The sequence below is a fragment of the Rhodoferax sp. genome (genome assembly GCF_028689295.1).
Taxonomy (GTDB): domain Bacteria; phylum Pseudomonadota; class Gammaproteobacteria; order Burkholderiales; family Burkholderiaceae_C; genus Rhodoferax.
Genome location: NZ_JAQTWL010000010.1, coordinates 67,797 through 87,419, shown reverse-complemented (window position 1 = coordinate 87,419; position 19,623 = coordinate 67,797). Strand labels below are relative to the sequence as shown.

The 19,623-nt window shown below is 59.4% G+C and carries 17 protein-coding genes, 2 tRNA genes and 1 other RNA gene; 11 read left to right on the top strand and 9 right to left on the bottom strand.

Features of this window, described 5'->3' with window-relative positions; all coding sequences use genetic code 11:
• Positions 1 to 84: 84 nt before the first annotated feature.
• The 8 genes from ssrA to PHF15_RS10340 all read right to left on the bottom strand — a co-directional run bounded on the left by ssrA (position 85) and on the right by PHF15_RS10340 (position 8,408).
• Positions 85 to 461: a transfer-messenger RNA gene (ssrA, locus tag PHF15_RS10375) on the bottom strand.
• 12 nt (positions 462 to 473) lie between these two features.
• Positions 474 to 1,166, bottom strand: a complete 693-nt coding sequence (locus PHF15_RS10370; protein ID WP_300120913.1) for an HAD-IA family hydrolase — start codon at positions 1,164 to 1,166, stop codon at positions 474 to 476.
• Positions 1,163 to 1,885, bottom strand: a complete 723-nt coding sequence (gene ubiG / locus PHF15_RS10365) for a bifunctional 2-polyprenyl-6-hydroxyphenol methylase/3-demethylubiquinol 3-O-methyltransferase UbiG (RefSeq protein ID WP_300120911.1) — start codon at positions 1,883 to 1,885, stop codon at positions 1,163 to 1,165. Before ubiG ends, PHF15_RS10370 begins: the two co-directional genes overlap by 4 nt.
• A gap of 106 nt (positions 1,886 to 1,991) precedes the next feature.
• Positions 1,992 to 2,297, bottom strand: a complete 306-nt coding sequence (locus PHF15_RS10360) for a high-potential iron-sulfur protein (protein WP_300120909.1) — start codon at positions 2,295 to 2,297, stop codon at positions 1,992 to 1,994.
• A 166-nt stretch (positions 2,298 to 2,463) separates the two neighbouring features.
• Positions 2,464 to 3,471 (bottom strand): adenosine kinase, encoded by a 1,008-nt coding sequence (locus PHF15_RS10355; protein WP_300120907.1) that lies wholly within the window; start codon positions 3,469 to 3,471, stop codon positions 2,464 to 2,466.
• Between the two features lie 2 nt (positions 3,472 to 3,473).
• Positions 3,474 to 4,247: a ferredoxin--NADP reductase gene (locus PHF15_RS10350; RefSeq protein WP_300120905.1), complete on the bottom strand. Its 774-nt coding sequence runs from the start codon at positions 4,245 to 4,247 to the stop codon at positions 3,474 to 3,476.
• 89 nt (positions 4,248 to 4,336) lie between these two features.
• A complete protein-coding gene (gene alaS / locus PHF15_RS10345) occupies positions 4,337 to 6,967 on the bottom strand; it encodes an alanine--tRNA ligase (protein ID WP_300120995.1) in 2,631 nt (876 codons plus the stop codon).
• 46 nt (positions 6,968 to 7,013) lie between these two features.
• Positions 7,014 to 8,408, bottom strand: coding sequence for a PLP-dependent aminotransferase family protein (locus PHF15_RS10340; protein ID WP_300120903.1), 1,395 nt, complete (start codon positions 8,406 to 8,408; stop codon positions 7,014 to 7,016).
• A 143-nt stretch (positions 8,409 to 8,551) separates the two neighbouring features.
• On the opposite strand from PHF15_RS10340, the gene gabT reads away from it, so the two are divergent.
• From gabT to PHF15_RS10290, 10 genes are all read left to right on the top strand, one after another.
• The gene (gene gabT, locus PHF15_RS10335) at positions 8,552 to 9,844 is read left to right on the top strand and encodes a 4-aminobutyrate--2-oxoglutarate transaminase (RefSeq protein WP_300120901.1); all 1,293 of its coding nucleotides are present in this window, start codon (positions 8,552 to 8,554) and stop codon (positions 9,842 to 9,844) included.
• Positions 9,845 to 9,932: 88 nt separating this feature from the next.
• Positions 9,933 to 11,324, top strand: coding sequence for an aminotransferase (locus tag PHF15_RS10330; RefSeq protein ID WP_300120899.1), 1,392 nt, complete (start codon positions 9,933 to 9,935; stop codon positions 11,322 to 11,324).
• Between the two features lie 22 nt (positions 11,325 to 11,346).
• Complete coding sequence (locus PHF15_RS10325; RefSeq protein WP_300120897.1) at positions 11,347 to 12,459, top strand: ABC transporter ATP-binding protein; 1,113 nt, start codon at positions 11,347 to 11,349, stop codon at positions 12,457 to 12,459.
• A gap of 43 nt (positions 12,460 to 12,502) precedes the next feature.
• Positions 12,503 to 13,552, top strand: a complete 1,050-nt coding sequence (locus PHF15_RS10320; protein ID WP_300120895.1) for an ABC transporter substrate-binding protein — start codon at positions 12,503 to 12,505, stop codon at positions 13,550 to 13,552.
• A 29-nt stretch (positions 13,553 to 13,581) separates the two neighbouring features.
• On the top strand, positions 13,582 to 14,760 hold the full coding sequence (locus tag PHF15_RS10315) for an ABC transporter permease (protein WP_300120893.1): 1,179 nt from the start codon (positions 13,582 to 13,584) through the stop codon (positions 14,758 to 14,760).
• Positions 14,761 to 14,767: 7 nt separating this feature from the next.
• A complete protein-coding gene (locus PHF15_RS10310; protein ID WP_300120891.1) occupies positions 14,768 to 15,577 on the top strand; it encodes an ABC transporter permease in 810 nt (269 codons plus the stop codon).
• 6 nt (positions 15,578 to 15,583) lie between these two features.
• On the top strand, positions 15,584 to 16,321 hold the full coding sequence (locus PHF15_RS10305; RefSeq protein WP_300120889.1) for an SDR family oxidoreductase: 738 nt from the start codon (positions 15,584 to 15,586) through the stop codon (positions 16,319 to 16,321).
• A gap of 118 nt (positions 16,322 to 16,439) precedes the next feature.
• Complete coding sequence (locus tag PHF15_RS10300) at positions 16,440 to 17,918, top strand: NAD-dependent succinate-semialdehyde dehydrogenase (RefSeq protein ID WP_300120887.1); 1,479 nt, start codon at positions 16,440 to 16,442, stop codon at positions 17,916 to 17,918.
• Positions 17,919 to 18,005: 87 nt separating this feature from the next.
• Positions 18,006 to 18,079, top strand: a tRNA-Gly gene (locus PHF15_RS10295).
• 5 nt (positions 18,080 to 18,084) lie between these two features.
• Positions 18,085 to 18,567, top strand: a complete 483-nt coding sequence (locus PHF15_RS10290) for a low molecular weight protein-tyrosine-phosphatase (protein WP_300120885.1) — start codon at positions 18,085 to 18,087, stop codon at positions 18,565 to 18,567.
• Between the two features lie 63 nt (positions 18,568 to 18,630).
• Here the strand turns inward: PHF15_RS10290 and PHF15_RS10285 are convergent.
• Positions 18,631 to 18,707: transfer RNA gene (locus PHF15_RS10285), tRNA-Val, on the bottom strand.
• A gap of 134 nt (positions 18,708 to 18,841) precedes the next feature.
• Between PHF15_RS10285 and PHF15_RS10280 the strand changes: the two genes are divergently transcribed.
• Positions 18,842 to 19,600 carry a 3-hydroxyacyl-CoA dehydrogenase gene (locus tag PHF15_RS10280; RefSeq protein WP_300120883.1) on the top strand — a complete coding sequence of 253 codons (759 nt, stop codon included), beginning with the start codon at positions 18,842 to 18,844 and terminating at the stop codon, positions 19,598 to 19,600.
• Positions 19,601 to 19,623: the final 23 nt, after the last annotated feature.

Here is a 19,623-nt window from a genome sequence, read left to right as displayed (position 1 = left end):
AGGGGCAATTCGCGTAAGTGCTCGTAAACATTGGTTATTTTCCAAAGAAAAAGCCCAACTGAAAACAGTTGGGCTTTCTATGTATGGTGGAGCTGGCGGGATTTGAACCCGCGTCCGCAAACCTTCTTCGAACAGTTCTACATGTGTAGCCGTCTGATTTAGATCTCGCTTTTCACATCGCGCAGTGGCACGCTATGCAAATCGCCAGCAACCTATTTTCTCAACCCACCCTAAGTTACCCAAGGCAGGCCCAGCCGAATAAGATTACCCCACAGCCTGGACAGCTTGCGCTACCCTTGCCCAGCCGATCGGCTGACTGTTGTGAGGCTCACGTGCAATTAAGCAGCGAGTGCGAAACGTTCGTCGTTTGCAGTTAGTTTTTTTGAATCTGTTTTACGAGCCCATTCAGCTCGACATGCCCTGCCGCGCGTCCGAATCCACGTCGAAACCAGTGCAGCCCCAAGTTAGCTATTTTAGGCCATGCCGGAAAATTGCAAGAGCGGCAGCAGTTCATTCACACAATGAATTGTGGCATTAGCGCCCCACCGGCTGGTGTCTGCCTGCGCGCCAAGGTAGCCATAGGTGACTGCCACGGTGGCCATGCCAGCGGCCAGACCAGCCACGATGTCGCGTTCGTCGTCGCCCACATAGACGCAGCGGCTGGCATCCACTCCCATGCGGCGGGCGGCTTCGAGCAAGGGTGCCGGGTGCGGCTTGGCAAAGGGCGTGGAGTCGCCACTGACAATGGCGCCCGCCGTGGCGAACAACGTCATCGAGGCGGTCAGCGGCAGGGTAAAGCGCTCTGACTTGTTGGTCACCACGCCCCACTTCACACCTTGGCTGGCAAAACTCTCCAGCAACTCTGGCACGCCGTCGAAAATTTGGGTGCGTTGGGTCAGGTTGCGCTCATAAATGCAAAAAAACTCTTCGCGCAAGGTGTCGTAATCAGCGTGCTCGGGAGTCATGCCGAACGCCACGCCCAGCAGGCCCCGGGCGCCGGCGCCAGCCATGGGTCGGTATTGCGCGAACGGCAAGGATGGCAGACCGCGCACCACGCGCATGGCATCGGCGGCGGCGGCCAGGTCGGGGGCGCTGTCGATCAGCGTGCCGTCCAGGTCGAACAGCACGGCTTGCACATTGGCAAAACGGGCGCGCTGGGCCGTCACGCTGGCAGGCCTGCCGGTTTTTGTGTGGCCAGCAGGTAATTGACGCTGGTGTTGCTGTTGAGCCAGTAGCGCTGGGTGAGCGGATTGAACGACAAGCCGCGCGATTGCATCACATTCAGGCCGGCGCGGCGGCAAAAGCCCGCGAGTTCGCTGGGTCGGATGAACTTGGCAAATTCGTGGGTGCCGCGTGGCAGCATGTTGAGCACATATTCAGCCCCCACGATGGCCTGCAGGAAGGACATGGGGTTGCGGTTGAGCGTGGAGAAAAATACCCAGCCACCCGGCTTGACCAGGGTGGCGCAGGCCTGCACCACGGATGCCGGGTCGGGCACGTGCTCAAGCATTTCCATGCAGGTCACCACGTCGAACCCCGCGGGCTGCTCAAGCGCCATGGCTTCGGCGCTGATCTCGCGGTATTGCACGTGGTCGGTTTGCGCATCCATGGCGTGCAGTTGGGCAATGCGCAGTGCCTTGGTGGACAGATCGATGCCGGTGGCCATCGCGCCCGAGCGCGCCAGCGAGTCAGTCAGGATGCCGCCGCCACAGCCCACATCGAGCGCGGTTTTGCCCGGGAGCGGGCACAAACCGTTGATCCAGGCCAGGCGCAAGGGGTTGATTTGGTGCAGCGGACGAAATTCGCCGTCGGCATCCCACCAGCGGTGGGCCAGGTCAGAAAATTTGGCCAGTTCGGCCGGGTCAGCATTGATAGATGGGTTCATGCGTCGATTATCCGAAATTTAGTATCGCCCTGACACGACATGCCCAAAAACAAAACCCACCGCGAGGGTGGGTTTTGCGTGAACCGGACGAATCCAGTTGGCGGGCTTAGGCCTTCTTGGCGTAGGCGCTGCACCAGCCTTTGGCCGACACTTCTTTGCCGGCAAAGAGCGGACACGGACCGGAAGCGGCACCAGCCTTGCCTTGGTACAGGGCGCAGTTGTTGCATGCTTGCGTGGCAGCGTGCTTGGGATACTTCTTGCCATCAGCTTTGGCAGAGTCAGCCACGTAACCCAGGCCCTTGGCGTTGGCATCGGTTTCGGCCACCATGGGGACCGCAGCCATTGCCACACCTGAAGCCAAAGCGCTGGCACCCAGAACCGATTGCATCATGAATACGCGACGCGTTGTCATAGCTAAATTTCCTTTAGAGTTGAAAAAAAAATTTGCAGCCGAGCCTGCATGGGTGCGAGTTTAACGCTTGAACCTGAACAGACGATGAACGAAAACCCTATAAATTAGGGTTGATCGGGCAGGTTTAACGCATCTTTACCGTGACTTCTCACGGGCAGATTCCGCATTAACTGTTGGCAATGTGCTGGGCGAAGTCGCCTTTCAGGCTGGCCATCGCCTCATGGCTGAGGCGGTTGCCGTATTGGGCGACGACGCGCCCGGCGCATTGATTGGCCAGCCAGGCGGCCTGAGCGTGGCTGTGGCTGTGCGTGACAGCATACAAAAAAGCGCCGGCAAACATATCCCCGGCGCCGTTGGTGTCGATGGCCTTGACCTGAGCTGCGGGCACTTCGGTGATGGTGCCGCCTTCAAGCACCAGACAGCCCTTGGCGCTGCGCGTCAGGCACACGGTGCGCGCCTGCCGGGCCATGTGCTGACAGATTTGCGCCAGATCCGTGGTGCCGCACCAGACTTGGGCTTCTTCTTCGTTGCAGAACAAGAAATCGAGGTCGTCACTTACCATGGCGTCCAGACCGGTGCGACAGAAGTTGATCATGCTCATGTCGCTCAGCGTGGTGGCCAGCTTGACCCCCGCCTGCGCCGCGATCGCCCTGCCCTGCAAAGCTGCGGCCAGGCCGGTGGGAGAGGCAGCCAGGTAGCCTTCCATGTAGTACACGCGGGCCTTGACGATGTCGTGCGGATGCAGCGCGGTGGCGTCGATGTCGGCGGTGGCGCCCAGAAAAGTGCTCATGCTGCGCTCGGCGTCTGGCGTCACCATCACCATGCAGCTGCCGGTCTGGCCCTTGGACGGTTTGGTGTGCGTGAGGTTGGTGGCGACGCCATGCGCGAGCAGGTCTTTGGTATAAAAGTCACCCAGCTCGTCATCGGCCACACGGCACGAGTAAAACGCGCGTCCACCCAGTTGTGCCAACGCGACCACAGTGTTGCCGGCTGAGCCGCCGCCGGTGCGGTGTGACTTGACGCTGTGCACATGCTGGAGCAACTCGGCTCGGCGCGGCGAGTCGATCAGGGTCATGTGGCGTTTGGCAACACCGGCCGTCAGTAGCTGATCTTCGGAGACTTCGTATTCGGTATCGACCAGCGCGTTGCCGATGGCGTAGAGGTGATAGGTCATATTTACTGTTCCACAAAGGCGCGTTCGACCACAAAGTCACCCTGCTTGGTGGTGTTGCCTTCGAGGAAACCACGCTTCTCCAGAATAACCTTCAGGTCTTTGAGCAAGGCGGGGCTGCCGCAAAGCATGGCGCGGTCGGTGGCGGGGTCGAACTTGGGCAAGCCCAAATCAGCCTGCAATTTGCCCGATTCAATCAAATCCGTGATGCGACCCTGATTTTTGTAGGGCTCGCGCGTCACCGTGGGGTAGTACAACATTTGCTCGGTCACCATGTCACCCAGAAACTCATGGTCGGGCAGTTCCAGCGTCAGGTAGTCGTGATAGGCCAGCTCGGCCACCTGGCGCACACCGTGCACCAGGATCACTTTTTCAAATTTTTCGTAAGTATCGGGGTCGCGCACAATGCTCAAAAACGGCGCCAAGCCGGTGCCGGTGCCAAACAGGTACAGGTTTTTGCCAGGCAGCAGGTAGTCGATCAGCAGCGTGCCGGTGGGTTTTTTACCCACCACAATCTTGTCGCCGACCTTGATATGCTGCAGCTTGGACGTGAGCGGGCCGTCTTGCACCTTGATGCTCAAAAACTCCAGGTGGTCTTCGTAGTTGGGGCTGACGATGCTGTAGGCGCGCAGCAGCGGCTTGCCGTCCACACGCAGGCCGATCATGGTGAAGTGGCCGTTGGAAAAGCGCAGCGTCTCGTCGCGCGTGGTGGTGAAGCTGAACAGGCGGTCGGTCCAATGGTGGACGCTTAAAACAGTTTCATTCAAAAATGCACTCATGGGATGTTGTTTAAGTTAAAGCCAAAAAATGGGGCAATCGCGGCGCGGGCGCCGTTCCTACAAAGAAATGGGTTCATCGGTGGCGTTCATCAAAGCTTGGGCTCCACCCAGCCCAGCACGCTGGCCAAGGCCGATGCCAATTTGGCGGGTTCGGTGCCGCCGGCCATGGCCATGTCGGGCTTGCCACCGCCCTTGCCGCCCACCTGGCCGGCAACAAAGTTGACCAGCTCACCCGCCTTGACCTTGGCCGTGATGTCAGGCGTCACGCCCACGGCGATCTGCACCTTGGCGCCATCAACCACGCCGAGCACGATGACCGCAGTTTTGAGCTTGTCCTTGAGCTTGTCCATGGTGTCGCGCAGGGTTTTGACATCGGCACCCTCAAGGCGGGCCACCAGCAGCTTGACGCCCTTGATGTCTTGCGCCTGGCTGAGCAGGTCGTCTCCCTGGGCGCTGGCCAACTTGCCCTTGAGTGCGGCCAATTCCTTGTCCAGTGTTTTGACGTGCTCCAGCACCGACACCAGGCGCTCATTGACCTCGGCGACCGGCGCTTTGAGCGCGCTGGCGGTCTGGCCGACGGTGTCTTCCAACTGCTGCAAATACAGCAGCGCATGGGTGCCGGTTACGGCCTCGATGCGGCGAATGCCCGAGGCCACGCCGCTCTCGGCCACCACCTTGAACAGACCGATGTCACCGGTGCGCGCCACATGGGTGCCGCCGCAAAGCTCTCGGCTGCTGCCAATGTCGAGCACACGCACCGATTCACCGTATTTTTCTCCGAACAGCATCATGGCGCCGGTTTTTTGCGCCGATTCGATGTCCATCACCTGCGCCTGGGTGGCGGTGTTGGCCAGAATTTCGGCATTCACGCGGGCCTCGATCTCGCGAATTTCCGGGTCAGTGACCGGCGCATTGTGGGCAAAGTCGAAGCGTGTGCGGTCTGCATTCACCAGACTGCCCTTTTGCTGCACATGGCCGCCCAGCACCTCACGCAGGGCCTTGTGCATCAGGTGCGTGACCGAGTGGTTGCGCTGGGTGGCCAGGCGCAGACTGGTGTTGACATGCGCCGTGACCGTGTCGCCCAACTTGAGCGCGCCGGTCTTGAGCGCGCCGTGGTGGCCGAACACATCGGCCTTGATTTTTTGCGTATCTGCGACTTCGAACAGGGCGGCATCACTGAAGATAGCCCCGGCGTCGCCGACCTGGCCGCCGCTTTCGCCATAAAAAGGCGTTGTGGCCAGCACGACCACACCGTTTTGACCCGCCTTGATTTCAGTGGCGCTAACACCGTCCACATAGATCGCCACAACGTCCGTGGCAGCCGTCAATTGTTCGTAACCGACAAATGCATTGCCCACCCCGCTGTAGTCCAGCGCCTTGTCCATCTTGAATTTGCCGGCAGCACGCCCCTGCGCCTTCTGCTTTTCCATGGCGGCATGAAAACCCGCCTCATCGACAGTCAAGCCGCGCTCGCGGCAGACGTCGGCCGACAGGTCCAGCGGAAAGCCAAAGGTGTCGTGCAACTTGAAAGCCACGTCACCTGGCAACACCTTGATGCCATCGGCAAGAGCCTCGTCCAGAATCTGCATGCCCACTTCGAGGGTCTCGTAAAAGCGCTCTTCCTCGACCCGCAACACGTCGATGATGCGGTCCGCCTGGGTCGCCAGACTGGGGTAGGCAGCGCCCATGACGGCAACCAGATCGGGCACCAACTTATGGAAAAACGGGGTTTTCTGTCCCAGCTTGTAGCCATGGCGAATGGCGCGGCGGATGATGCGGCGCTGCACATAGCCGCGGCCCTCATTGCCAGGCAACACACCATCGCTCACCAGAAAAGCGGTGGCTCGGATGTGGTCGGCAATCACCTTGAGCGAGTTGTTGCCCAGGTCGTCGCAACGGGTTTCGCGGGCGGCGGCCTTGATCAGGGCGTCGAACAGGTCGATCTCGTAGTTGCTGTGCACATGCTGCAGGATGGCAGCCAGGCGCTCCAGGCCCATGCCGGTATCGACGCAGGGCGCTGGCAAAGGCGCGACCGAACCGTCTTCGGCCATGTTGAACTGCATGAACACATGGTTCCAGATTTCGATGAAACGGTCGCCATCTTCATCCGGACTGCCCGGGGGGCCGCCGGGGATGTGGTCGCCGTGGTCGTAAAAAATCTCGGAGCACGGGCCGCAGGGGCCGGTGTCGGCCATCATCCAGAAATTGTCGGACTTGTAGCGCGCGCCCTTGTTGTCGCCGATGCGGATCACGCGTTCGGGCGGCAGGCCGATCTCCCGGGTCCAGATGTCATAAGCCTCGTCGTCTTCGGCATACACGGTGGCCAGCAGTCGCTCGGGCGGCAGCTTGAAAACCTGCGTGAGCAATTCCCAGCCCCAATGGATCGATTCGCGCTTGAAATAGTCGCCAAAGCTCCAGTTACCCAGCATCTCGAAAAAGGTGTGGTGGCGCGCCGTGTAGCCCACGTTTTCCAGGTCGTTGTGTTTGCCGCCCGCGCGCAGGCAGGCCTGCACCGAGGCGGCGCGCACGTAACTGCGCTTGTCAGACCCCAAAAACACGTCCTTGAACTGCACCATGCCCGAGTTGGTGAACATCAGCGTGGGGTCGTTGCCCGGCACCAGCGGGCTGCTGGCCACCACGGTGTGGCCTTTGGAGTCGAAAAAGTCGAGAAAGGTCTTGCGAATGTCGGCGACGGTCACCGGGGTGGCGGTTGGATTCATGGCGTGAAAGACCTGGTTTGATGTCAAAGCCACGGATTTTAGGTGATCAGGGCGCTTTGCACTGCGCCTCCAAAAAGGCAAACAGGGCCGGCTCGTCACAGAAGATCACGTTGAAGCGAAGCCACGGGCTGGTCTGCAAATCGGGGCTGAACAAGTGCCCGGGACCCAGCAAAATGTCCTGCTCGGCGGCCTTGTAGGCCAGTTCGGCCGAATCGGCAATGGCCGGGTGCCTCGCCCACAGAAAAATGCCCGCCTTGGGTTCGCAAAAAATCTCGAAACCGACCTTCAGCAGGCGTGAGGCGGCGTCCACATGCGCCTTGGCCAGCCTCTCACGCAGCCCTTTCACATGTTTGCGGCAGCGTCCGTCAGTCAGGGCGCCATGCGCCAACCGCTCACTGAACTCTGAGGAAGTCAAGCCTGAAATCATTTTGAGCTGGGCCAGGTCTTCGAGCAAATCAGGGTTGGCTGCCAGGTAGCCGACGCGGATGTTGGGCGAAATGGTTTTGGAAAAACTGCTGATATAGATCACCCGGTTGAGCTGGTCCAGACTGGCCAGCGAAGGCCGCGGTTCCGGATCCAGTTCGGCATAGATGTCGTTTTCAACCACCAGGAAATCGTGCTTGTCCGCCAGTTGCATCACCCGGTGCAGGTGCGCCAGCTGTGCCACCGAGCCGGTGGGGCTTTGCAAACGGGGCTGGGTAAAAAAGACCTTGGGTTTTTCTTCCAGCACCAGCCGCTCCAGCGTCACCAGGTCGTAGCCCGTCGGGGTGCGCGGCACGCCGATCAGACGAGCGCCCAGAAATCGCAATGAAAACAACAGGTTGGGATAGCCGGGGTCATCGACCAGCACCGCGTCGCCCGGGCGCACCAGACGGCGCGCCACCAGGTCCATGGCCTGGCTGGAACCTTGGGTGAGCAGCACCTGATCGGCCGTGACGGCAATTTCCTGCTCGGCCAGCATTTCACGCACCATTTTGCGTAACGGCAGGTAGCCTTTGGGCTCGCCATATCCACCCAGATCCACCTCGTCGGTGGCCAGACTGCGCAGGCCGCGGCGCACCCCGTCCTGAAACAGCCAGTCGCCCGGCAGCCAGCCGCAGCCGGGTTTCATGCGCAGGGCGCGGTTCTCGAAAATGCGGCGCAGGTACCACATCGAGTCAAAACTGAAGTTGGGGCCGTGCCCCGGCAGGACTGTCACAGAGGTCGGCCTCTGCTTGACAAAAAACCCCGAGTGCGGGCGTGACGCAAAGTAGCCCTGCGCCACCAGCCGGTCATAGGCGTCGACCACGGTGAAGACGCTGACGTTGTGGGCGTGGGCAAACTGGCGAATCGACGGCGCCTTGGAGCCCGGTCGCAGTTCACCCTCGTCAATGGCTTTGCAGAAACCTGCCACGATTTGCATCACCAGGGGTGTGGAACTTTGCGGATTGAGCGTGAACATCGGTCTATTAGGGTTTGTCTGTATTGGCGGCCAAGGCTGCACAGTACATCCTTAAAAAAGATCTAACTGTATATGGTTAAGCAAGGGAGTCACAACTACAGTTGCGCCACTTTATCAACGCCAGCCAACTGATCAGGAGCGATATGCTGACCCAAACCCAAAAAACCAACGCCGCCCTGATGGAACGTCGCCGCGCTGCCATTCCCCGTGGCGTCGGCCAAAGCCACGAAGTCTTCATTGCACGCGGCGAAAACGCCGAGGTGTGGGACGTCGAGGGCAAACGCTACATCGACTTTGCCGGTGGTATTGCGGTGCTCAATACCGGCCACTGCCGCCCAGAAATCAAGGAAGCGGTCAAAAAACAAATCGACCTTTACACCCACACCTGCTTTCAGGTGTTGGCCTATGAGCCCTACGTGGAACTGGCTGAGCGCTTTAATGCATTGGCACCAGGCAACTTCGCCAAAAAAACCTTATTTTTAAGCACCGGCGCTGAGGCGGTAGAAAACGCCATCAAAATTGCTCGCTCATACACCAAGCGCCCCGGTGTCATCGCTTTTACCAGTGGCTACCACGGCCGCACCCTGCTCACCTTGGGCCTGACAGGCAAAGTGGCACCGTACAAGCTGGGTTTTGGCCCTTTCCCTGGTGAAATCTTTCACGCCCAGTTTCCCAATGCAGCGCATGGTGTATCTGTGGATGATGCTATAGCTTCTGTAGAAACCATTTTTAAGAACGACATTGAAGCCAGTCGCGTGGCCGCCATCATTGTCGAACCCGTCCAAGGTGAGGGCGGCTTTAACGTGGCCCCAACAGACTTTTTGCAGCGCCTGCGCGCGTTGTGTGACCAGCATGGCATTGTGATGATTGCCGACGAAATTCAGACCGGGGCAGGCCGCACCGGCACCTGGTTTGCCATTGAGCAAAGCGGTGTCGCCCCCGACATGATCACGGTGGCCAAATCCATGGCGGGGGGGTATCCGATCTCTGGCGTGGTGGGCCGCGCCGAGATTATGGACGCGCCCGCTGCCGGGGGTTTGGGTGGCACTTATGCCGGTAGCCCCATTGCCTGTGCGGCCGCGCTGGCGGTGCTGGATGTGTTCGAGAAAGAAAACCTTTTGGAGCGCAGTCGCAAGCTCGGAGCCCACATGATGGCGCGCCTGAAAACCATGGCCACCAAAGACAAACGCATTTGTGATGTGCGCGGCCTGGGTGCCATGGTGGCGATTGAGCTGTGCAAAAACGGCGACGCTCACGCTCCCAATGCTGATTTGGCCAAGGCCCTGGCGACAGAGGCCACCAAGCGCGGTTTAATTCTGCTGACCTGCGGCACTTATGGCAATGTGGTGCGTATTCTGGTGCCTCTGACGGCCAGCGATGCGATCGTGAACGAAGGGCTGGACATCATCGAAGCCAGCCTGGCCGCAGTGGTCTGACTGGCACACTATTTGCGTCGCTAAAACCGCTTGTCATCCTTTTTACACGAGCGTTTTGCCATCCCAAGGACATTGAAGAAAAACCGTCATGACCGAAACTGCTAAACCAATGACCATCGCTGGCGAAAACGACTCCCGCCACCACCTTCATCCCTATACCCAACTTCGCGAGCTCGAACAAGAAGGCCCGCTGGTGATCGTTCGCGGCGAAGGTGTGCAGGTGTTTGACGAACATGGCAAGGCCTACATCGAGGGTATGGCCGGTCTATGGTGTGCATCCCTGGGCTTCTCCGAAAAACGCCTGGTCGATGCCGCCACGCGGCAGATGTCCACCCTGCCCTACTACCACTCTTTCACCGGCAAGGTTCCGGGCCCGGTGACCGAACTGGTCAAGGCCATGATCAAGTGGTCACCGGTTCCAATGGCACGCGTGCTGTTTGCCAACTCGGGGTCGGAGTCGAATGACACTGCTTTCAAACTGGTGCATTATTACAACAACGCACTGGGTCGGCCCAACAAGAAAAAAATCATTGCCCGCAACAAGGCCTACCACGGTGTTACCGTGGCAGCTGCCTCCATGTCGGGCCTGAGCACCATGCACCAGGGCTTTGACCTGCCGATACCTGGCATTGTTCGGGTGAGCTGCCCGCACCTGTACCAGTTTGGCCTGCCAGGTGAAACTGAAGCTGAGTTTGTCGAGCGACTGGCGCAAGAGCTTGAAGACACCATCGCCCGCGAAGGTGCAGACACCATCGCCGCTTTCATTGCCGAGCCAGTTCAGGGTGCCGGTGGGGTGCTTATTCCGCCCGCAGGTTACTTTGACCGGGTGCAGGCCATATTGAAGAGCCACGATATCTTGTTCCTTGTCGACGAGGTCATCACCGGCTTTGGTCGGCTCGGCCAGGCTTTTGGTACCCAGGTGTTTGATTTGAAGCCCGACATCATCACCGTGGCCAAAATGGTCACCTCTGCCTATGTGCCGCTGTCGGCGCTGTATGTGTCGGACAAAATTTACCAGGCTGTAGCCGATGCCAGCGCCGCCATTGGCATTTTTGGACATGGCTACACCTACAGTGGCCACCCGCTGGCCTGTGCCGTGGCCATCGAAACCCTGCGTATTTATGAATCAGACAACGTGATCGGTCATGTGCAAAAGGTCGCCCCAAGCCTGCAGGCCGGACTGCAAAAGTTTGCCGGTCACCCCATTGTTGGCGAGGCGCGCGGCCTGGGTCTGATTGGCGCGCTGGAGCTTGCCGCCGACCCGTCCAAGCGCCTGCCGTTTGACCCCAAGCGGGGCGTTGGTGCTTACTTTGTGCGCCGGGCGCAGGCGCACGGATTGATATTGCGGGTGCTCATGGGCGATGTGATTGCCTTTTCGCCACCCCTGATCATTACCGAAGCCGAAATTGACACCATGATGGAACGCACCGCACTGGCGCTGGCTGACACGCTGGCCTGGGTGCAATCCTGGCGCGACTGATCTACCTGAAAGTTGGTACACGATGGCATTGATCGAGTTTGACCACGTCTTCAAGCACTATGTCGGCAGTAACCAAGCTGCCGTGGATGACCTGAACTTGCACATTGAAGCGGGTGAATTCCTCACCTTGCTAGGCCCTTCGGGTTCTGGCAAAACCACCACGCTGATGATGCTGGCCGGCTTTGAGGCACCAACTTCGGGTGCCATCCGCTTCGAGGGCAAGTCCATCGAATCGCTGCCACCGCATCAACGCAACATGGGTGTGGTGTTTCAGAGCTACTCGCTGTTCCCCCACATGACGGTGGCTGAGAACGTGGCCTTTCCGCTGTCGGTGCGCAAGTTGCCCCAGGATCAGATTACCGAGAGAGTGCGCGCAGCTTTGGCGAAAGTTCGGCTCGAAGCCTTTGCCCAGCGCAAGCCCAACCAGATATCTGGCGGTCAGCAGCAGCGGGTGGCACTGGCCCGTGCGCTGGTGTTTGAGCCGCGTCTGGTGCTGATGGACGAACCGCTGTCCGCGCTGGACAAAAAGCTGCGTGAGGAAATGCAACTTGAAATCCGCCGCCTGCACCGCGAGCTCGGTGTCACCATGGTGTTCGTCACCCACGACCAATCTGAAGCCATGACGCTGTCGGATCGGGTGGCGGTGTTCAACCATGGGCGCATCGAGCAACTCGCTTCGCCCAAAGAGCTCTATGACGCGCCGATCAATCCCTTCGTGGCCAGCTTTCTTGGCGACAACAACATGATTTCGGTGGTGCCCGGCTCAAGCGGCGACAACACCCATGCGGTGGTGAAAACGTCGGATGGCCTGAACTTGGTGTCCCGCCAGCGCCAGGACCTCAGCGGCGCACCTGCCGCAGCCGCTACGCTGTGTGTGCGGCCCGAATTCTTGCGCGTGGCAAGCGACCCCTCGGCGCTTGGCACCAGTAACTGCATCAGCGCAACCTTGGTAGACCTGATCCACCAGGGAGATCACTGGCGCCTGGTTGCACAGCTCACTGGTGCCGCAACGGGTCAGGCCAATGAGCGGCCGCAATGGTTTGCAAAGATCAACCCCGGGGCGCTGCCTCAGGGTTTGGTGGTGGGGCAAAACCTGTGTCTGGGCTTTCGGCCTGAAGACGCATGGGTATTTTGATGGTTCGAAAAGTTCATTTCTTTATTACTCTGGAGCAAACTACATGAAAAAACAACTTTGGGCCACCGTTGCCGGGGCCGTTACGATGGCCTGCATGGGCAGTCAGGCCATGGCACAGTCGCGCGACCTCAACGTCGTGTCTTGGGGTGGTGCCTATCAGGACGGGCAAAAGGAAGTCTTCTTCAAGCCATTCAATGCCACCGGCACCAAGCTGACTGACGAAGCATGGGATGGTGGTCTGGGTGTTTTGCGCACCAAAATCAAGGGTGGCAACAACAACTGGGACGTGGTGCAGGTGGAGTCAGACGAGCTCGAAATCGGCTGCGACGAAGGCCTTTACGAAAAACTCGACCTCAACAAAATCGGCGGTGCCTCACGTTATTTGCCAGGCACGACCCATACCTGCGGTGTTGGCGCCATCATCTACAACTTGGTGCTGGCTTATGACGGTGACAAGATGAAGACCGCTCCCAATGGATGGGCTGACTTTTTTGATACCAAGAAAATTCCGGGCAAACGTTCTATTCGCAACGGTGCCAAGTGGAATCTTGAAGTGGCTCTGATCGCCGATGGCGTGTCCTCCAAAGATGTCTACAAGGTGTTGCGCACCAATGATGGCGTGGAGCGCGCGTTCAAGAAGCTCGACACCATCAAGGGTGATCTGGTGTTCTGGAAGAGTGGTGCCCAGCCACCCCAGATGCTCGCTGCTGGCGATGTGGTCATGACCACCGCTTACAACGGCCGCATCACGGCTGCCAACGACAAAGACAAAAAGAACTTCAAGATGGTCTGGAAAGACACACCCTACACCATGGATAGCTGGGTCATCATGAAAGGCACGCCTCAAAAGGCCAACGCCGAGAAGCTGGTAGAGTTCATGGGCCGCGCTGAAAACCAGGCCAAACTGCCCAAATACGTGCGTTATGGCGTGACCAATGCCGCAGCCGCCCCAATGGTCGACAAATCTTTGCTGGGTGACCTTCCCACCAATCCGAACAACCTGAAAGTCGCTTTTGCGGAAGATGTCAAGTTCTGGATCGACAACGGCGACAAGTTGGCTGAACGCTGGACCAAGTGGGCCGGCACCAAGTAAGCCCGCTGATCTGAGACAGTGACACTACCATGATGATCCGCCAACGAACTGCCCTGCTGCTTCCCCTGACCGGGTTTTTGCTGGTATTTTTTGTTGTGCCGATGCTGTGGCTGTTGTCACTGGCGGTGCGCGAGGCCGAGGTGCCTCGTGCGCTGCCCCGAACCTTGACGGCTTTGCAGTCCTGGCAAGGCGGTCAACCCGTGCCGGCACCCGCCTTTGCGGGCCTGGCCAAAGACCTGATTGAAGCGCGTGAAGCCGACACGCTGGCCGATGCGGCGCGACGCCTTAACTACGAGGTCAATGGCGTTCGCAGCACAATGATGCGTGCCGCCAGAGCAGTGGGTGCCGCCCAACCCGAAACTGTGTTTACCGCTGCTTTTTTTGCCGAGATTGACCCAACCCTTGCTTCCCCGGAATTTTTCGCCGCCGTGCAGCGCGCACGCGGCCCGGTATCCGCCTATTACTTGCTGGCCGCCTTTGACTTGACGCGCGATGCCCAAGGTGCCATCGAACTGACATCGGAATCCAACCGGATCTATATCGACGTGCTGATGCGCACTCTGGGCATCAGTTTGAGCGTGACGCTGTTGTGCCTGCTGATGGGTTTTCCGGTGGCCATGTTGCTCACGCAAGTCACCGAAAAAACCGCCAACTGGCTCATGGTTCTGGTGCTGTTACCGTTCTGGACCTCGCTGCTGGTGCGCACTGCGGCCTGGGTGGTGGTGCTGCAGCGCGAGGGACTGATCAACACCGTGCTCATGAAACTGGGCCTGATCGCCGAACCACTCACCCTGATCTACAACCGCACGGGTGTGCTGATTGCCATGACCCATGTGCTGCTGCCCTTCATGATCCTGCCACTGTATGGCGTGCTCAAAGGCATATCGCCCAATTACATGCGGGCTGCGGCCAGCCTGGGCGCGCCGCCGGTGGTGGCGTTCTTGCGCGTCTACTTGCCTATGGCGGCACCGGCCATCGTGGCCGGTTCGCTGATGGTGTTCATTTTGGCCATGGGTTACTACATCACACCAGCGCTGGTGGGTGGCGGGTCAGACCAGATGCTGTCTTACTTTGTCGCCACCTACACCACCGATACCGGCAACTGGGGGATGGCATCGGCGCTCGGTCTGGTGATGCTGGGTGCCACCATGATGTTGTATGGCGTGGCGCACAAGCTCTCGGGTGGCCGAGCGCTGTCGATGGGATGAGTTGCGCATGAAAACCTTTAAATTTCCTTGGAAACTGCTGTACTGGCTGTTTTGTGCCGGTGTGCTGGTTTTTTTGTTGGCGCCGATTGCAGCCATCATCCCACTGTCGTTTTCCAGTGGCTCATTTTTGACCTATCCGCTGCCAGGACTGTCGCTGCGCTGGTATGAGGAAGTGTTCACTGGTGGCAAGTGGCTAGGCGCTTTGGGCAACTCGCTGTATATCGGGGCCTGGGCCACCGTCATCTCGGTGTTGCTGGGAACCATGGCTTCGCTGGGTCTGATGCGCAAGAAAACCTGGTGGGCCGAGTCGCTCAAGCTGATCGTGCTGTCGCCCATGATCGTGCCGGTGATTTTGATCGCCGTGTCAACCTACTTCTTTCTCGCACCAATGAACCTGACCAGCACCTATACCGGCATGGTCATTGCACACACGGTGATCGCCGTACCGTTTGTGGTGGTGCCAGTACTCACCGCACTGGAACTGCTCGACCCCAATCTGGCGCGTGCTGCAGCGGCCTGTGGTGCCAAACCGCTTGTGACATTTTTTCGCGTGACGCTGCCCAGCATCATGCCCGCCATGGCATCGGGCGCGCTGTTTGCATTTGCCGCTTCGTTTGACGACGTGGTGATTGCATTGCTGGTGGCTGGCCCCGACCAGCGCACCTTGCCGCGCGAAATGTTCTCGGGTCTGCGCGACAGCATGACCCCGGCGCTGACGGCGGTGGCTACCATCATGATCATTTTTTCCACCACGCTGTTCCTGCTGATGCAGATGTTGCAACGTCGCTCGCGTCGCAACGCTGCACGCAAAGCCTGAAGCCGGATGTCAGAGCAAAAAGTTGCCATCGTCACCGGTGCCAGCCGTGGCATCGGGCACGGCGTGGCCCAACGCTTTCGCGATCTGGGCTGGCGAGTGATTACGGTGTCACGCGGCCCGGTGCCCGACCAATGCCCCTGGGCCAGTGAGCTCAACACCCATGTGCAGCTAGACCTGGCCGATCTGGAACAGATCAAACACACCGTCGAGGCGCTGCGCCCGCTGCTGGGCAGTTCCAAACTCCATGCGCTGGTTAACAACGCCGGGGTGTCACCCAAAGGCCCGACTGGCGAGCGCGTCAACTCGCTGACCACTGACCTCACCGTGTGGCAGCAGATGTACAACGCCAATTTCTACGCGCCATTGATCCTGACCCGCGGCTTTGCGCAGGAGTTGTCCAACGCGCACGGCTCGGTGGTCAACCTGTGTTCGATCGCAGGCTACCGGGTGCATCCGTTTGCTGGCGCGGCCTACGCTACCTCCAAAGCGGCTTTGGCGGCGCTCACACGCGAAATGGCGGCCGACATGGCCAGCATGAACGTGCGCGTCAACGCCATCGCACCGGGTGAGATCAACACGTCTATCCTGTCGCCAGGCACCTCAAAGATTGTCGACAACGACATCCCGATGCACCGCCTAGGTGAAGTCAGCGAGGTGGTGGATTTGATTGAGTTTTTATGCAGCCCCAAGGCATCCTACATCACGGGTGCCGAGATTGCCATTGATGGTGGTCAACGTGTTTGATGCCGTATGTCCCACTTTATAAGCACCGTGCCTCACCTTTTTTACTATTTTTTCATAGCATCTTACGCTTATTCCACCAGCGTTAAACCTCGCTTTAACTATTAAACCAGGAGTCTTCATGTCCACCTCTGCTTCCCCACTGTCCCTTCTCAAAGACCCCAGCCTGCTCAAAACTGATGCCCTGATCAATGGCCAATGGGTCCAGGGCAGCAGCCGTTTTGCCGTCACCGACCCCGCCACCGGGGCCCATTTGGCCAATGTGGCCAACCTGGGTGCGGCCGACGCAGAGCAAGCTATTGCGGCAGCCAACGCCGCCTGGCCGGCTTGGCGTACCAAGACCGCCAAAGAGCGCAGCATCATTTTGCGAAAGTGGTACGACCTGCTGATGGCCAACCAGGACGACCTGGGCCGCATCATGACCGCCGAGCAGGGCAAGCCGCTGCCTGAAGCCAAGGGCGAAGTGGCGTATGGCGCCAGCTTTGTCGAGTGGTTTGCCGAAGAAGCCAAGCGCATCAATGGCGAAACCCTGCCCCAGTTCGACAACAACCGCCGCCTGATGGTACTGCGTCAGCCGATCGGCGTCTGTGCCGCCATTACGCCCTGGAACTTTCCCATTGCCATGATCACCCGCAAAGTGGCGCCCGCGCTGGCCGCCGGCTGCACGGTGATCATCAAGCCGGCAGAGTTGACCCCGCTGACCGCCTTGGCGGCTGCCGATCTGGCCATTCGCGCGGGCATTCCTGCTGGCGTGCTCAACATGATCACCGCCGACGCCGACAACTCGATCGCCGTGGGCAAAGTGCTGTGCGCAAGCGATGTGGTGCGCCATATCAGCTTCACCGGCTCCACCGAAGTGGGCCGCATTCTGATGGCGCAAAGTGCGCCCACCGTCAAGAAACTCTCGTTAGAGCTCGGCGGCAACGCGCCTTTCATCGTGTTTGACGACGCTGACATCGACAGCGCAGTCGAAGGCGCCTTTGCCTCCAAATACCGCAACGCGGGCCAGACCTGCGTCTGCTCCAACCGCCTTTACGTCCAGGCGGGCGTGTACGACGAATTCGTCACCAAGTTCGCCGCCAAGGTCAAGACCGCCAAGGTTGGCAATGGCTTTGAGGAAGGCGTCAACCAGGGTCCGCTGATTGAAGAAGCCGCGCTGCAAAAAGTGGAACGCCATGTGACCGACGCGGTGGCCAAGGGTGCCCGCCTGCTGGTGGGTGGCAAACGCCTGCCCGGCCAGTTCTTCGAGCCGACCGTGGTGGCTGATGCCACGGCCGACATGCTGTGCGCCAAGGAGGAGACCTTTGGCCCCTTTGCCCCGATCTTCAAGTTCCAGACCGAGCAGGAAGCCGTGGATGCGGCCAACAACACCGAATTCGGTCTGGCGAGCTATTTTTACAGCCGCGACGTGGGCCGCATCTTCCGCGTCAGCGAGGCGCTGGAATACGGCATGGTCGGCATCAATGTGGGTATTCTGGCGACCGAACATGTGCCGTTCGGCGGCGTCAAGCAATCCGGCCTGGGCCGCGAGGGTTCGCACCACGGCATCGACGACTACGTCGAAATCAAATACCTGTGCCTGGGTGACATCCTGAAATAGCCGGCCCATCGCGACGAGGCGGAGCGCTCAAAGGCGGGCGATGCGAGCATGTACACTAGCGCCTCTTGAAGACCTTCCAGGTCATTCGCGGGTGTAGTTCAATGGCAGAACGGCAGCTTCCCAAGCTTCATACGAGAGTTCGATTCTCTTCACCCGCTCCATCTCCATGAAAACCTATTCAATACTCGTCGTATGCACCGACAACCTGTGCCGCAGCCCCACGGCTGAGGAAGTCATTCGCCAGAAGGTCATCAAAAATGGCCTCGCTGGCCGGGTGCAGGTGGCATCGGCTGCCACCCACGACCTTAACGCGGGGGAGCCGATCGACTATCACGCCCAAAAACACGCGATGCGCCGTGGCTATGACCTCTCAAGCCTCAGGGTCAGGCTGCTACAGCCGGAGGACTTTGAACGCGTCGATCTGATTCTTGCGATGGAAGAAAACAATCTGCTGACGTTGCGCATGCGCTGCCCGCCACAGTACCAGCACAAGCTGGACTACTTCACGGCGTACTGCAGCAACCCGGTCAGGCCGGATGTGCCCGACCCGTTCTATGGCAAGGCGGATGACTTTGAACGGGTGCTCGACATTGCGGAAGATGCCAGCGGGGGATTGCTGCAGCATGTCAGGACGCAGATGGGACACTGATAAGACACCGACAAAAAAAAGCACCTAACAAAATTGCTAAGTGCTTGTTTTAACTACCAAATTTGGTAGGCGCGATTGGACTCGAACCAACGACCCCCACCATGTCAAGGTGGTGCTCTAACCAGCTGAGCTACGCGCCTAAGGGTCTCAAAAGAGAACGAGAGTATAGCGGCAATATCTGCTCTCCCTAAAGCAGGGAGACCGAAAATTCGCAGATGGCGCTTGCGACATAATTGACGTTTACGTTAACGTCAACCAATTTTTGGAGAAGCAAATGGAAATCGCAGGCAAAGTATTCATCGTTACCGGCGGCGCATCGGGCCTGGGCGAAGGCACGGCGCGCATGCTCGCCAGCAAGGGCGCCAAGGTGGTCATTGCCGACATGCAGGCGGACAAGGGCGAGGCGGTGGCCCAAGCCATTGGCGGCGCGTTTGTCAAGTGCGACGTCAGCAGCGAGGCCGATGGCCAGGCCGTGGTGGCACGCGCCACCGGCCTGGGCAAATTGATGGGGCTGGTGAACTGCGCCGGCATTGCGCCAGCCGAGAAGACCGTTGGCAAAACCGGTCCGCACGCCCTGGCCCTGTTCAGCAAATGCATTAGCGTTAACCTGATCGGCAGCTTCAACATGATCCGCCTGAGCGCCGACGCCATGAGCAAGAACACGCCCGAGGCCACGGGCGAGCGCGGCGTGTTGATCTCCACCGCTTCCGTTGCCGCCTTTGACGGCCAGATTGGTCAGGCGGCCTACAGCGCGTCCAAGGGCGGCATTGTCGGCATGACGCTGCCAATTGCCCGCGACCTGGCGCGCAACGGCATCCGCAACATGACGATTGCGCCCGGCATTTTTGGCACGCCCATGCTGTTTGGCTTTCCGCAGGAAGTGCAGGACGCGCTGGCTGCCAGCGTGCCGTTTCCGTCTCGCCTGGGCACGCCGCAGGACTACGCCAAGCTGGCTGTGCACATTTTTGAGAACGACATGCTCAACGGCGAGGTGATCCGGCTTGACGGTGCCATTCGTTTGGCCCCGCGCTGACGCATTGACCGGCGCCAGAAGCT

Bases quoted from the DNA above. Each gene is read 5' to 3' on its own strand.
- PHF15_RS10310 (WP_300120891.1), top strand. From the start codon at position 14,768: ATGAAAACCTTTAAATTTCCTTGGAAACTGCTGTACTGGCTGTTTTGT.
- PHF15_RS10330 (WP_300120899.1), top strand. From the start codon at position 9,933: ATGACCGAAACTGCTAAACCAATGACCATCGCTGGCGAAAACGACTCC.
- PHF15_RS10350 (WP_300120905.1), bottom strand. From the start codon at position 4,247: ATGAGTGCATTTTTGAATGAAACTGTTTTAAGCGTCCACCATTGGACC.
- PHF15_RS10325 (WP_300120897.1), top strand. From the start codon at position 11,347: ATGGCATTGATCGAGTTTGACCACGTCTTCAAGCACTATGTCGGCAGT.
- PHF15_RS10340 (WP_300120903.1), bottom strand. From the start codon at position 8,408: ATGTTCACGCTCAATCCGCAAAGTTCCACACCCCTGGTGATGCAAATC.
- PHF15_RS10300 (WP_300120887.1), top strand. From the start codon at position 16,440: ATGTCCACCTCTGCTTCCCCACTGTCCCTTCTCAAAGACCCCAGCCTG.
- PHF15_RS10320 (WP_300120895.1), top strand. From the start codon at position 12,503: ATGAAAAAACAACTTTGGGCCACCGTTGCCGGGGCCGTTACGATGGCC.
- alaS (WP_300120995.1), bottom strand. From the start codon at position 6,967: ATGAATCCAACCGCCACCCCGGTGACCGTCGCCGACATTCGCAAGACC.
- gabT (WP_300120901.1), top strand. From the start codon at position 8,552: ATGCTGACCCAAACCCAAAAAACCAACGCCGCCCTGATGGAACGTCGC.
- PHF15_RS10280 (WP_300120883.1), top strand. From the start codon at position 18,842: ATGGAAATCGCAGGCAAAGTATTCATCGTTACCGGCGGCGCATCGGGC.
- ubiG (WP_300120911.1), bottom strand. From the start codon at position 1,885: ATGAACCCATCTATCAATGCTGACCCGGCCGAACTGGCCAAATTTTCT.
- PHF15_RS10315 (WP_300120893.1), top strand. From the start codon at position 13,582: ATGATGATCCGCCAACGAACTGCCCTGCTGCTTCCCCTGACCGGGTTT.
- PHF15_RS10360 (WP_300120909.1), bottom strand. From the start codon at position 2,297: ATGACAACGCGTCGCGTATTCATGATGCAATCGGTTCTGGGTGCCAGC.
- PHF15_RS10290 (WP_300120885.1), top strand. From the start codon at position 18,085: ATGAAAACCTATTCAATACTCGTCGTATGCACCGACAACCTGTGCCGC.
- PHF15_RS10355 (WP_300120907.1), bottom strand. From the start codon at position 3,471: ATGACCTATCACCTCTACGCCATCGGCAACGCGCTGGTCGATACCGAA.
- PHF15_RS10305 (WP_300120889.1), top strand. From the start codon at position 15,584: ATGTCAGAGCAAAAAGTTGCCATCGTCACCGGTGCCAGCCGTGGCATC.